General features: G+C 67.0%; 14 protein-coding genes. 6 read left to right on the top strand and 8 right to left on the bottom strand.

The genetic code is table 11. From position 1 onward, the window contains the following. Nucleotides 1-4: 4 nt before the first annotated feature. From CFB34_RS27005 to pyk, 5 genes are all read right to left on the bottom strand, one after another. Nucleotides 5-1,216, bottom strand: coding sequence for a 5-(carboxyamino)imidazole ribonucleotide synthase (locus tag CFB34_RS27005; protein ID WP_089440925.1), 1,212 nt, complete (start codon nucleotides 1,214-1,216; stop codon nucleotides 5-7). Between the two features lie 88 nt (nucleotides 1,217-1,304). Then, nucleotides 1,305-1,826: a 5-(carboxyamino)imidazole ribonucleotide mutase gene (gene purE, locus CFB34_RS27000; protein ID WP_039360624.1), complete on the bottom strand. Its 522-nt coding sequence runs from the start codon at nucleotides 1,824-1,826 to the stop codon at nucleotides 1,305-1,307. A gap of 18 nt (nucleotides 1,827-1,844) precedes the next feature. Next, nucleotides 1,845-2,735, bottom strand: a complete 891-nt coding sequence (locus CFB34_RS26995; RefSeq protein ID WP_039360621.1) for a phosphoribosylaminoimidazolesuccinocarboxamide synthase — start codon at nucleotides 2,733-2,735, stop codon at nucleotides 1,845-1,847. A gap of 223 nt (nucleotides 2,736-2,958) precedes the next feature. Then, complete coding sequence (gene fba / locus CFB34_RS26990) at nucleotides 2,959-4,023, bottom strand: class II fructose-bisphosphate aldolase (RefSeq protein ID WP_034189083.1); 1,065 nt, start codon at nucleotides 4,021-4,023, stop codon at nucleotides 2,959-2,961. Between the two features lie 317 nt (nucleotides 4,024-4,340). Continuing rightward, nucleotides 4,341-5,777 (bottom strand): pyruvate kinase, encoded by a 1,437-nt coding sequence (gene pyk, locus CFB34_RS26985; RefSeq protein ID WP_039360687.1) that lies wholly within the window; start codon nucleotides 5,775-5,777, stop codon nucleotides 4,341-4,343. Here pyk and CFB34_RS39090 point away from each other — a divergent pair. Continuing rightward, complete coding sequence (locus tag CFB34_RS39090; RefSeq protein ID WP_256093618.1) at nucleotides 5,776-5,904, top strand: hypothetical protein; 129 nt, start codon at nucleotides 5,776-5,778, stop codon at nucleotides 5,902-5,904. The genes pyk and CFB34_RS39090 overlap by 2 nt on opposite strands. A gap of 157 nt (nucleotides 5,905-6,061) precedes the next feature. Here CFB34_RS39090 and CFB34_RS26980 read toward each other — a convergent pair whose 3' ends face one another. Together CFB34_RS26980 and CFB34_RS26975 are read right to left on the bottom strand one after the other, a co-directional pair. Further along, nucleotides 6,062-7,258 carry a phosphoglycerate kinase gene (locus CFB34_RS26980; protein ID WP_069257480.1) on the bottom strand — a complete coding sequence of 399 codons (1,197 nt, stop codon included), beginning with the start codon at nucleotides 7,256-7,258 and terminating at the stop codon, nucleotides 6,062-6,064. A 279-nt stretch (nucleotides 7,259-7,537) separates the two neighbouring features. Further along, nucleotides 7,538-7,861, bottom strand: coding sequence for an AzlD domain-containing protein (locus CFB34_RS26975; protein ID WP_069248754.1), 324 nt, complete (start codon nucleotides 7,859-7,861; stop codon nucleotides 7,538-7,540). An 89-nt stretch (nucleotides 7,862-7,950) separates the two neighbouring features. Here CFB34_RS26975 and CFB34_RS26970 point away from each other — a divergent pair, with 89 nt between their 5' ends. Further along, nucleotides 7,951-9,003, top strand: a complete 1,053-nt coding sequence (locus tag CFB34_RS26970) for an RNA-guided endonuclease TnpB family protein (protein WP_089440926.1) — start codon at nucleotides 7,951-7,953, stop codon at nucleotides 9,001-9,003. Between the two features lie 13 nt (nucleotides 9,004-9,016). Here the strand turns inward: CFB34_RS26970 and CFB34_RS26965 are convergent, their stop codons facing one another. Next, entirely contained in the window at nucleotides 9,017-9,772 is a 756-nt protein-coding gene (locus CFB34_RS26965) for an AzlC family ABC transporter permease (RefSeq protein WP_089440927.1), read from the bottom strand. Nucleotides 9,773-9,965: 193 nt separating this feature from the next. Here CFB34_RS26965 and CFB34_RS26960 point away from each other — a divergent pair, with 193 nt between their 5' ends. The 4 genes from CFB34_RS26960 (at nucleotide 9,966) to CFB34_RS26945 (ending at nucleotide 12,884) form a co-directional block, all read left to right on the top strand. Continuing rightward, nucleotides 9,966-10,889, top strand: a complete 924-nt coding sequence (locus tag CFB34_RS26960) for a branched-chain amino acid transaminase (protein ID WP_083265912.1) — start codon at nucleotides 9,966-9,968, stop codon at nucleotides 10,887-10,889. 50 nt (nucleotides 10,890-10,939) lie between these two features. Next, nucleotides 10,940-11,134, top strand: a complete 195-nt coding sequence (locus CFB34_RS26955) for a zinc-finger domain-containing protein (RefSeq protein ID WP_006749970.1) — start codon at nucleotides 10,940-10,942, stop codon at nucleotides 11,132-11,134. Between the two features lie 150 nt (nucleotides 11,135-11,284). Next, nucleotides 11,285-12,322, top strand: coding sequence for a lipopolysaccharide heptosyltransferase II (gene waaF, locus CFB34_RS26950; RefSeq protein WP_039360609.1), 1,038 nt, complete (start codon nucleotides 11,285-11,287; stop codon nucleotides 12,320-12,322). A gap of 115 nt (nucleotides 12,323-12,437) precedes the next feature. Continuing rightward, nucleotides 12,438-12,884, top strand: coding sequence for a nuclear transport factor 2 family protein (locus CFB34_RS26945; protein WP_006749968.1), 447 nt, complete (start codon nucleotides 12,438-12,440; stop codon nucleotides 12,882-12,884). The last annotated feature ends 26 nt before the right edge of the window (nucleotides 12,885-12,910 follow it).

The following is a 12,910-nucleotide window of genomic DNA, read 5'->3' as shown; positions in this document are numbered from 1 at the left end:
CGTCTCAGTCGAGCGGTACGCGCAGCAGCTGCGCGCACGCGGTGGCCGCGGCGACGGCTTTGTCGCGCGTTTCGGCCGTGAAGTTCACGTGGCCCATCTTGCGGCCGATGCGCGCCTCTTCCTTGCCGTACAGGTGCAGGTGCGCGGTCGGCATCGCCGCGACCGTGTCCCACGGCGGCGTGACGGCATCGGCCGCCGCACCGACGCCGGCCGCACCGTTCGGGAACCACACGTCGCCGAGGATGTTCAGCATCGCGGCCGGCGAATGCTGGCGCGGGTTGCCGAGCGGCATCCGCGTCATCGCACGCACCTGCTGCTCGAACTGGCTCGTGGCGCACGCATCGACCGTGTAATGGCCGGAATTGTGCGGGCGCGGCGCCATCTCGTTCGCGACGAACGAACCGTCTTCCAGCACGAAGAATTCGACGCACAGCACGCCGACGTAGCCGAGCGTATCGGCGATCCGCACGGCGGCCTGCTGCGCCTCTTCGACACGCGCGGCATCGGCGGCCGGCGCGGGTACGACGGTCAGCGCGAGGATGCCGTTGTGGTGCACGTTCTGCGCGAGCGGGAACGCGGCCGAGTGGCCGTCCGCGCCGCGCGCGATCAGCGCCGACACTTCGTATTTCAGCGGCAGGCGCTTTTCGAGCACGCACGGCACGCCGTTCAGCGCCGCATGCGCGTCGCGCACTTCCTGCGCGGTGCTCACCCGCACCTGGCCCTTGCCGTCGTAGCCGAGGCGCGCCGTCTTCAGGATACCCGGCAGCACCGCGTCGAGCGCGGCATCGTCGAGCGCGGCGAGCGCCGCCGACGATTCGATCACGACGTGCGGCGCGACGGGCACGCCCGACGCTTCGATGAAACGCTTCTCCGCGATCCGGTCCTGCGCGACCGCGACGCAGCGGCCGGCCGGTGCGACGAACGTCGTGCGCGCGAGGAAATCGAGGCTCGCGGCCGGCACGTTCTCGAACTCCGTCGATACCGCGTCGCACAGGTCGGCCAGTTCGGCGAGCGCGGCTTCGTCGTCATAGGCCGCGCGCAGGTGGCGGTCGGCGACCGCGCCGGCGGGGCTCGTCGGATCGGGATCGAGCACGGCGACGCGATAGCCCATCGACTGGGCGGCAAAGCAGAACATGCGGCCGAGCTGGCCACCGCCGACCATGCCAAGCCACGCGCCGGGCAGGATCGGGGAAACGGAATCAGGAGTTGCGGTCATGTCAGTGGTCGGTCGCGGCGGGCGCTGCCCGCCGCAAGTGGGGAGGTCAGGCAGCCGCTCGAATGGCAGGGCGGCCGCCGGTGCGCCGTCATTCCAGCGGCGGCAGCACCATTGCGTGCGCGGCTTCGTTCTGGCGCACGCGGAACGCGGCGAGGCGGTTCGCATAGTCGACCGAGTTGCCGGACAGGATCGACACCGCGAACAGCGCGGCGTTCGCCGCGCCGGCCTCGCCGATCGCGAACGTCGCGACGGGCACGCCCTTCGGCATCTGCACGATCGAGTGCAGCGAATCGACACCCTTCAGGTACTTGCTCGCGACCGGCACGCCGAGCACCGGCACCGTGGTTTTCGCGGCCAGCATGCCGGGCAGGTGCGCGGCGCCGCCGGCGCCCGCGATGATCGCGCGCAGCCCGCGCTCGCGCGCCTTCTCCGCATAGTCGAACATCTCGTCGGGCATCCGGTGCGCGGACACGACCTTCGCTTCGTACGGCACGCCGAATTCCTGCAGGATGGCGACCGCGTGCTTCATCACGTCCCAGTCGGAACTCGAACCCATCAGCACGCCGACGAGCGGTGCGCTGTGCGTGTGGGCGGTCTGGACTTCACTCATTTCGTGCGTTCCCTCTGGTCAGGCGAGCGACTGGCCCGTGATGCGCTCGAGCGCTTCCTGGTACTTCGCGGCCGTCTTCTCGACGACGTCGGCCGGCAGCGCCGGCGCCGGCGCCGTCTTGCCCCACGGCTGCGCCTCGAGCCAGTCGCGCACGAACTGCTTGTCGAACGACGGCGGGTTCGTGCCGACTTCGTACTGGTCGGCCGGCCAGAAGCGCGACGAATCGGCGGTCAGCACTTCGTCCATCAGGTACAGCTTGCCGTGGTTGTCGAGGCCGAATTCGAACTTCGTGTCGGCAATGATGATGCCGCGCGTGGCCGCGTAGTCGGCCGCTTCCTTGTACAGCTTGATCGAGATGTCGCGGATCGTCGCGGCCAGCTCGGTGCCGATGCGGCGCTCGGTTTCCTCGAACGTGATGTTCTCGTCGTGCTCGCCCATCTCGGCCTTCGCGGCCGGCGTGAAGATCGGCTCGGGCAGCTTCTGCGCGTTCTGCAGGCCTTCCGGCAGCTGCACGCCGCACACGGCGCCCGACGCCTGGTATTCCTTCCAGCCGCTGCCGGCCAGGTAGCCGCGCACGACTGCTTCGATCATGATCGGCTCGAGGCGCTTGACGACCACGCCGCGGCCCTTCACCTGCTCGACCTCGTCGGCCGCGACAACCGCTTCCGGCGCGTCGCCCGTCAGGTGGTTCGGCACGATGTGCGCGAGCTTGTCGAACCAGAAGTTCGCCATCTGGTTCAGCACGCGACCCTTGTTCGGAATCGGCTCGCCCATCACCACGTCGAATGCCGACAGACGATCGGTCGTGACGATCAGGAGCTTGTCGTTGCCGACCGCGTAGTTATCGCGGACCTTGCCGCGACCGAGGAGCGGCAGCGAGCGGAGCGTGGATTCGTAGAGGGTAGACATCGTCTTTTCGCAGATAAGGAGCCAAACAAAAAGGGAAACGCCGTTCCCCGCGGCAGGCGGGAACGGCGGTCTTGCAATACGTCGGCGAACCGCCGGGCGACGGCGCCCGGGCGGTTGCCGGCCGGCCCTCGTTCGGCCGGACGGAGCGGCTGCGGGGCCGGATCAGATCCGGCCGGACAGCCTTGCCGTTGCCCACATCGGGCGCGGCAATCGTACTACAGTCTCAGCGCACCACCTGTGCGAGCGCGCCGGACTTGTACTGCTCGGCGATCTTGTCGAGCGCCACCGGCTTGATCTTGCCGGCCTGCCCTTCGCAACCGAACGCGAGGTAACGGTCGACACAGACCTGCTTCGCCGCTTCGCGCGCGGGCTTCAGGTAGTCGCGCGGATCGAACTTGCCCGGGTTCTCGAACAGGTAGCGGCGGATCGCGCCGGTGATCGCCAGACGCAGGTCGGTGTCGATGTTGATCTTGCGCACGCCGTGCTTGATGCCTTCCTGGATTTCCTCGACCGGCACGCCGTAGGTTTCCTTCATGTCGCCGCCGAATTCGCGGATCTCGGCCAGCAGTTCCTGCGGCACCGACGACGAACCGTGCATCACCAGGTGGGTGTTCGGGATGCGCGCGTGGATTTCCTTGATGCGCTGGATCGACAGGATGTCGCCCGTCGGCTTCTTCGAGAACTTGTACGCGCCGTGCGACGTGCCGATCGCGATCGCGAGCGCATCGCACTGCGTGAGCTTCACGAAGTCGGCGGCCTGCTCCGGATCGGTCAGCAACTGCTCGCGGGTCATCGTGCCTTCCGCGCCGTGGCCGTCTTCCTTGTCGCCCTTCATCGTCTCGAGCGAGCCGAGCACGCCGAGTTCGGCTTCGACCGTCACGCCGATCGAGTGCGCCATCTCGACGACCTTGCGCGACACGTCGACGTTGTACTCGTACGATGCGACCGTCTTGCCGTCGGCTTCCAGCGAACCGTCCATCATCACGCTGGTGAAGCCGCTGCGGATCGCGGCCATGCAGACTGCCGGCGACTGGCCGTGATCCTGGTGCATCACGACCGGGATGTGCGGGTACGACTCGACTGCTGCTTCGATCAGGTGGCGCAGGAACGGCTCGCCCGCGTACTTACGCGCGCCGGCCGATGCCTGCATGATCACGGGCGCGCCGACCTGGTCCGCCGCCGCCATGATCGCCTGGACCTGCTCCAGGTTGTTCACGTTGAAGGCCGGCAGGCCGTAACCGTGCTCTGCCGCGTGGTCCAGCAATTGACGCATTGATACGAGAGGCATTGTGGAACTCCATGGAATGAAAACCGGTGCGCCCTGACGCCGGCGCGGCGCTCGCTCCCGGTCGAACCCGGGGTGGCGCGGCGCGGCTGAGCGTCGAATAGCCGCATTTTATCGCGAAGCGCCTCCGATTCCGACCGCCCGGTGGCGCCGACTCGCAATTTGTTACGTTCGCACGGCACAATGCGGGCAAAAATGAGAAAAAAAGCCGCGCGGGGCTTCGGACCCCACGCGGCTTTTGCGCGAAAAACGGTGCCGGATCGATTTTTGAGCCGATCCGGGCCGCCGGCTCGCAGGCCGGCCCGAGATTCAGCGGGCGCTCAATAGTGCTCGCCGACCCGCACGATCTTCAGCGTGTTGGTGCCGCCCGCCTGCCCCATCGGCTCGCCCACGGTCAGCACGACCATGTCGCCGTGCTGCACGTAGCCCTGCTTGACGACGATCTCGAGCGCCGCCTGCAGCGCCGAGTCGCGGTCGCTGTTGAAGTCGACGTGCAGCGGCGTCACGTTGCGGTACAGCGCCATCGTGCGCTCGCTGCCGACGCGCGGCGTCAGCGCGAAGATCGGCACGTGCGTGTAGTGACGCGACATCCACAGCGCGGTCGCACCCGATTCGGTCAGCGCGATGATCGCCTTCGCCCCCAGGTGGTACGCGGTGAACAGCGCGCCCATCGCGATCGACTGGTCGATCCGCGTGAACGTGCGGTCGAGGAAATCCTTGTCCAGCTCGACTTCTTCCGACTTTTCCGCCTCGACGCACACGGCCGCCATCGTCTCGATCGTGACGACCGGGTACTTGCCGGCAGCCGTCTCGGCCGACAGCATCACCGCGTCGGTGCCGTCGAGCACCGCGTTCGCGACGTCCGACACTTCCGCGCGGGTCGGCACCGGCGCGTGGATCATCGATTCCATCATCTGCGTCGCGGTGATCACGAGCTTGTTCGACTCGCGCGCCATCCGGATCATCCGCTTCTGCAGCGCCGGCACGGCCGCGTTGCCCACTTCCACCGCGAGGTCGCCGCGCGCGACCATGATGCCGTCGGACGCGTCGAGAATGCTTTGCAGCGCCGGAATCGCTTCCGCGCGCTCGATCTTCGCGATCATCTTCGGCTTGATGCCGTACGGCGCGCCCGCGATGTTCGCGAGCTGGCGCGCCATTTCCATGTCGGTCGCGTTCTTCGGGAACGACACCGCCACCAGGTCCGCGCCGAGCGACATCGCGGTACGGATGTCTTCCATGTCCTTCGCGGTCAGCGCGGGCGCCGACAGGCCGCCGCCCTGGCGGTTGATGCCCTTGTTGTTCGACAGCTCGCCGCCCACCTTGACGATCGTGTGGATCTCGTCGCCGAGCACGCGCTCGACGGTCAGCACGATCAGGCCGTCGTTCAGCAGCAGCAGGTCGCCCGTGCGCAGGTCACGCGGCAGCTCCTTGTAGTCGAGCCCGACGCGCTCGTCGTTGCCCAGCTCGCAGCCCGCGTCGAGGATGAAGGCCTGGCCCGGCTCGAGCGTCGTCTTGCCGTTCTCGAACTTGCCGACGCGAATCTTCGGGCCCTGGAGGTCGGCCATGATCGCGATCTCGCGGCCGACCTTGCGGGCGGCCTCGCGCACCATCTCGGCGCGCTGGCGGTGATCGTCGGCCGTGCCGTGCGAAAAATTGAGCCGCACGACGTCGAGGCCCGCCTGCATCATCTGCAGCAGAATCTCCGGCGAACTGGAAGCCGGGCCGATCGTGGCGACTATCTTGGTGGCGCGCTGCATGAAACTCCTCATCTGGATCAAGGTGGATGCGCTGGGTGAAACGCTGCGAGAGCCGGAAGCGGCAGGCCCAGCGGCCGCCGCTCCGGGGGGCGTGCCGGTGCTTGCGCCCGGCATCGCTTTGTTCTGAATCTCGTGGTGCTGCTCGGCCGCGTCGCCGGCGGCCGCCGGTGCGCGCGGGGCGGTGTTCGCCCGCGCGGGCGCGCGTTTGCGCTTGCCCGCGCCGGCCGTCGGCTCCGCTTTCGCGGAGCGCGCGGCCTTCGTCACCCCTGCGCGCGCCGCCACGCTCAGGCCGCCCGCGTTTCCAGCACTTCCACCGCCGGCAGCTTCTTCCCCTCGAGGAACTCGAGGAAGGCGCCGCCGCCCGTCGAGATGTAGCTGACCTGGTCATGGATGCCGTACTTCGCGATGGCCGCGAGCGTGTCGCCGCCGCCCGCGATCGAGAACGCGGACGATTTGGCGATCGCTTCCGCGAGCGTCTTGGTGCCGTTGCCGAACTGGTCGAACTCGAACACGCCGACCGGGCCGTTCCACACGATCGTGCCGGCCTTCTCGAGCTGGCTCGCGAGCGCCTTGGCGGTATCCGGGCCGATGTCGAGGATCATGTCGTCCGCTTCGATGTCGGCGACCTGCTTCACCGTGGCCGCGGCCGTCGGCGAGAATTCCTTGGCCGTCACGACGTCGGTCGGGATCGGCACCGACGCGCCGCGCTCGCGCGCTTCGTCGATGATCGCCTTCGCCTCGTTGACGAGGTCGGCTTCCGCGAGCGACTTGCCGATCGACAGGCCGGCCGCGAGCATGAACGTGTTGGCGATGCCGCCGCCGACGATCAACTGGTCGACCTTGCCGGCGAGCGACTTCAGGATCGTGAGCTTGGTCGACACCTTCGAGCCGGCGACGATCGCCACCAGCGGGCGGGCCGGGTTGCCGAGCGCCTTGCCGAGCGCATCGAGTTCGGCGGCCAGCAGCGGGCCCGCGCACGCGACCGGCGCGTACTTCGCGATCCCGTGGGTGGTCGCTTCCGCGCGGTGCGCGGTGCCGAACGCGTCGTTCACGTACACGTCGCAGAGCTTCGCCATCTTCTGCGCGAGCTCGTCCGAATTCTTCTTCTCGCCCTTGTTCACGCGGCAGTTCTCGAGCAGCACGACCTGGCCCGGCGCGACGTTCACGCCGTTCTCGACCCAGTTCGACACGAGCGGCACGTCACGGCCGAGCAGCTCGGCGAGGCGCTTCGCGACCGGCGCGAGCGAATCTTCCGGCTTGAATTCGCCTTCGGTCGGACGGCCGAGGTGCGACGTGACCATCACGGCCGCGCCGGCGTCGAGCGCGGCCTGGATGGCCGGCACGGACGCGCGCACGCGCGTGTCTTCGGTGATGTTGCCCTGGTCGTCCTGCGGGACGTTCAGGTCGGCACGGATGAATACCCGCTTGCCGGCGAGCTGGCCGGCGGCGATCAGGTCGGTAAGACGCTTGACTTGGCTCATGTTGAACAAATTGAAGTAGTGGATGGGGAAAGGGGGTTCACGCTGGACGTGCGCGGGCTGCCGCGAAAGGGCGCCGGATGCGGCCGTGGCTGGCGGTTCGCATGACGCGCACGGGTAAAAAATCTCGAACGGGCATTCTAGCCGATCCACCCGGCAGACTGACCCGCGGGCGGCGAATTCCGCCTATTTGGGATCGCGCGCGGGAACGGACCCATTGCCGCAACGCAGCAATGCACGCGCGCAGGCGGCCGGTACCCGGCGGGCCTGAACGACGGCCCATCAGAAGACCAGGCGCAGCGCGGTGAAGACGAGCATCCCGACGACGATCGTGCCGAGCATGCTGCGCCGCCACAAAAACCAGCCGAGGCCGGCGAGCGCCGCGTAGAACGGATGGTTGGACAGCGCGAACGACAGCCCGGCCGGCGTTTCGAGCACGTCGGGCAGCACGACGGCGACCAAGGCGGCCGCCGGCGCGTAGCGCATCGCGCGCTGCGCGCGCTCGGGCAGCACGGTGCGTTCGCCGCCGATCAGGAACAGCGCGCGCGTGACGGCCGTGACGATCGTCATCCCGATGATGACGATCCAGATTTCCGTCGCGCTCATCAACTACTCCTTGAAATGTTGCCATCGATGGCGGGCAAGAAAGACATACCCTTGACAGGCAGCTTCTTCCATCGACTAGGATCACCGGCATGATTCTTGTCTATCGCTACCGGGTGAAGTCGCTCAACGGCCTCCTGAACCAGCAGAGCCGTGCGGTGAACTATGTCTGGAACTTCTGCAACGACACGCAGAAACACGCCCTCAAGTGGAACAAGAGGTGGCCGACGGGTTTCGATCTGAACGTACTGACGACGGGCTGCAGCAAGATACTCGGCATCCACTCCGGCACGGTCAACGCAACGTGCGAGCAATACGCGAAGTCGCGCAATCAGCGCCGTCGGCCTTACTTGCGCTATCGCGGCAAGAAATCTCTTGGCTGGGTGCCGTTGAAGGGGCGTGACCTGAAGCGCGAAGGCGACGCATTTCGCTTTGCCGGCAGCACCTTTCGCGTGTTCAACAGCCGACCGCTTCCCGAAGGCAAGATCAAGGACGGAACCAACTTTGCGCAGGATGCGCGCGGCAATTGGTTCTTGAACATCGTGATCGAGATGCCAGATGTTCAGGCCCGCCCGATCCGTTCCGGCGTCGGCATCGATCTCGGCCTGAAAGACTTCGCCACACTTTCGACGGGCGAGAAGCTGCCGAACGACCGGTTCGGCCAGCGAGCGGCCGATAAGCTGGCAAAGGCCCAGCGAGCGCGAAAGCACAAGCGACATATCGCGAAATTGCACGCCAAGGTGGCGAATGCGCGTGCTGATTTCCAGCACAGGTTGGCGCTCGATTTGGTGCGGCGCTTCGATTACATCGCGGTCGGCGACGTGTCGGCCGCGAAGCTCCCCAGAACCAGGATGGCGAAGAGCGTCTACGACGCATCCTGGTCGTCCTTCCGAAACAAGCTCCGTTACAAGGCGATCGCGCACGGGGCCACGTTCGAGGAAGTCGACGAAAGCGGTTCCACCCAGTCCTGTTCGGCGTGCGGGTCGAAAGACAGCACGACGCGGCCGAAAGGTATCGCGGGACTGCGAGTAAGAGAGTGGGCCTGCGATGGCTGTGGTGTCGTGCATGATCGAGATACCAACGCTGCTTTGAACATTCTCCGATGCGGACGTGCATCGCCAGCTGTGGGAATCCGCCCCCTTTAGGCGGCGGAGGACGTCAATCGATTTCCTTTTCGTGCACGGTTTCGGTGCGGATGCGCCGCCAGTCGGCCCGCTCGACGAAGAAATCGGCCGTGCAGCCGGCCGCGAGCGCGGCGAGCACCGCGAGCGGCAGCGCGAGCCGATATGGCAGGTCGAACGCGATGAGCGACACGATGCCGGCGACCGCGACGGCCGCGAGCGTCGAGCGGTTCGCGACCGCCGACACCATGATGGGGATCAGCGCGAGCGTGCCGGCCAGTTCCAGCCCCCAGCTCGCGGGAAAGAAGCTCGCGAGCAGGATGCCGGCGAGCGACGACACCTGCCACGACAGCCAGCTCGCGAGCGCCATCCCCCAGAAGTACGCTTCCTTGCCGGGCACGTGGCCGTACGCGAAGCCCTGTTTCTGGAACAGCAGGTAGATCACGTCACCGTTGAAATAGCCGATCGCGAGGCGCCGCCACAGCGGCAGGTAGGAAAAATGGGGAGCAAGCCCGGCGCTGAAGATCACGAAGCGCGTGTTGACCATCGCGGCCGTGAGCAGGATGGTCCAGATCGGCAGCTTCGCCGCGAGGAGCGGCAGTACCGCGAGCTGCGACGAGCCCGCGTAGACCAGCAGCGACATCGCGCTCGCCTGCCAGAGTGTCATGACCGACTTGCTCATCGCGATGCCGGTGACGAGCCCCCACGAGAAAATCGCCATCAGCGTCGGGGAATAGTCGCGCGCGCCCTGGATCAGCGCGAAGCGGTCGGTGGCGGACAATCGAGCGAGCATGGGAAGCGGGCCGCAGCGGGCGGTTCGTCGGGGCGCCGGCGCCTCCTGCCGGGTCGACCCGTCGTTATTGGAATCGGTACCGGGCGATTATAGCGCCGGCCCCGCGCCGACCGACCGGATCGCCTTCAAATGACGCTAAAATAAGCGTCTTTCCGGCTCAACGCTGCATACAACCGCATCCCAGGAGAAATCTATGTCAATGGCCGACCGCGACGGCAAGATCTGGATGGACGGCAAGCTGATCGACTGGCGCGACGCCAAGATCCACGTCCTGACCCACACGCTGCACTACGGCATGGGCGTCTTCGAGGGCGTGCGCGCGTACAAGTCGGCCGACGGCAGCACCGCGATCTTCCGCCTGTACGAGCACACGAAACGTCTGCTGAATTCGGCGAAGATCTTCCAGATGGACGTGCCGTTCGACCGGGAAACGCTCGAAGCCGCGCAGCTCGAAGTCGTGCGCGAGAACAAGCTCGAGTCGTGCTACCTGCGCCCGATCATCTGGGTCGGCTCGGAAAAGCTCGGCGTGGCCGCGAAGGGCAACACGATCCACGTCGCGATCGCCGCCTGGCCGTGGGGCGCCTACCTCGGCGAGGAAGGCCTCGCGAAGGGCATCCGCGTGAAGACGTCGTCGTTCACGCGCCATCACGTGAACGTGTCGATGGTGCGCGCGAAGGCGTCGGGCTGGTACGTGAACTCGATCCTCGCGAACCAGGAAGCCACCGCCGACGGCTACGACGAAGCGCTGCTGCTCGACGTCGACGGCTACGTGTCGGAAGGCTCCGGCGAGAACTTCTTCCTGGTGAACAACGGCAAGCTGTACACGCCCGACCTGTCGTCGTGCCTCGACGGCATCACGCGCGATACCGTCATCACGCTCGCGAAGGACGCCGGCATCGAGGTGATCGAGAAGCGCATCACGCGCGACGAGGTCTACACGGCCGATGAGGCGTTCTTCACCGGCACGGCCGCTGAAGTCACGCCGATCCGCGAGCTCGACAACCGCACGATCGGCAGCGGCGCGCGCGGCCCCGTCACGGAAAAGCTCCAGTCGGCGTTTTTCGATATCGTGTCGGGCAAGAACGCGAAGTACGCGAACTGGCTGACGAAGGTCTGAGCGCGCTGCGCCACCGACCGCCCCACAAAAGAGTGATAAGAGAAAGTCTCATGAGTGAAATCAAGGAAATGCCGCTGGTCGAGCTGACGGCCAAGGATCTTCCCGCGTACTGCCCGAACCCGGCCATGGCGCGCTGGAGCGCCCACCCGCGCGTCTTCATCGACGTCTCGCACGGCGAGGCACGCTGCCCGTACTGCGGCACGCGCTACAAGCTGCGTGACGGCGAGGTCGTCAAGGGCCACTGAGCCCCGGCGGCCGGGCCTGCAGGCTGATGCAGGCCCGCCGATCGCCCAGGCGGCGCAGCCGGATTGCCGGCGCGCCGCCGTTCTCCATTCTGGCAACCCGAACACGGCGCCTGGGCGCCGTGCTTCATTACGACATCGGAAGTCGACCTGATGCGTCGAGCGCTGGTTATCGCACCGAACTGGATCGGTGACGCATTGATGGCGCAGCCGCTTTTTGCGCTGCTGAAGAAAAACCATCCCCGCATCGCGATCGATGCCGTCGCGCCCTCGTGGGTCGCGCCCGTGCTCGAGCGGATGCCCGAGATCCACGATGTCTACGCGACCGATCTCGCGCACGGCAAGCTGCAGCTGCTGCGCCGCTGGCAGCTCGCGAGCGACCTGCGCGACGTCGGCTACGACGCGGCGTACGTGCTGCCGAATTCGCTGAAATCCGCGGTGATCCCGTGGCTCGCGAACATCCCGCTGCGGGTCGGCTACACGGGCGAGCACCGCTACGGGCTGCTGAACGTGCGGCACGCGAACCCGGACAAATCGGGCGAGCGGCCGCCGATGACGGCCCACTATGCGGCGCTCGCGTATGCGCCGGGCGCGAAGCTGCCCGAGTCGATGAAGACGCTGCCCGCGCCGCGCCTCGACGCCGATCTCAACGAGACGGCGCGCGTGTCCGCCCGTTTCAATCTCGATACGCGCAAGCCGCTCGTCGTGTTCTGCCCGGGCGCGGAATACGGCCCGGCCAAGCGCTGGCCGCCCGAGCACTTCGCGTCGCTCGCCACCATCGTCCACCAGTCGTTCCCGTACACGCAGATCGTCGCGCTCGGCTCGCAGAAGGACGCCGCGGCCGCGCAGGCGATCGCCGACCACGCGCCGAACGTGCGCAACCTGTGCGGACAGACGTCGCTGTCGGAGGCGTGCGCGCTGATCGCGCGCGCGAACGCGGTGGTGACCAACGATTCGGGGCTGATGCACGTTGCCGCCGCGCTACGCCGGCCGCTCGTCGCGCTGTACGGATCGACCGATCCGCGCCACACCCCTCCGCTGTCGGACCTGGCGAAGGTACAATGGCTTCATCTCGAATGCAGTCCCTGCTTCGAACGCGAGTGCCCGCTCGGCCACCTGAAGTGCCTGCGCGAACTCGGTCCCGAGCAGGTATTCGGCGATTTGCGCGGCATGCTCGTCGGGCAGCGCTGACCCTGGCCGGCAGCGTCGCACGGCGCGCCGGGCAATCCGATTCACCGGTGTACGGCGGCTCCATCCGGGCCGCCGTGCTGAATACGGCGCGCGACGCGCGCGAGAGATAACCCCGATGCCACGTTTTGCCCGCCTCTTCGAAGCCGCCGCCGATACGCTGAACGCCTACTACCAGGCCGTCGCCGATGCCAATCTCGACGCGCTGCTGGGACTGTGGATCGACGAGGATTTCGCCAGCTGCGTATGGGCGGACGGCGAGCATCTGCACGGCCTCGACCAGATCCGCAGCGGGCTCGCCAACCGGCTCGCCACGCGCCCCGTGACGATCGAGCCGCTCGACATCCGCGTGTACGATAGCCTCGGCACGGTCGTCTATACGATCGCCGAAGCGCATCAGCAGGCCGACCTGACGGCCGAACCCGACATGGTGTTCGCGACGTACGTGATGATTCACGAGCGTGGCGAGTGGCGTATCGCGCATATTCACGCGAGCCCGATTCCCGAACAGGCGGCCGGACAATTCGCCGCGAAGATCCGTCATGGGCAGGGTCCGCTGCACTGACGAAAAGACGAAGCAACGCATACGCG

The organism is Burkholderia sp. HI4860 (genome assembly GCF_002223045.2).
Taxonomy (GTDB): Bacteria; Pseudomonadota; Gammaproteobacteria; order Burkholderiales; family Burkholderiaceae; genus Burkholderia.
The sequence above is the reverse complement of the archived record's forward strand: the minus strand, read 5'-3'. Positions and strand labels throughout refer to the sequence as shown.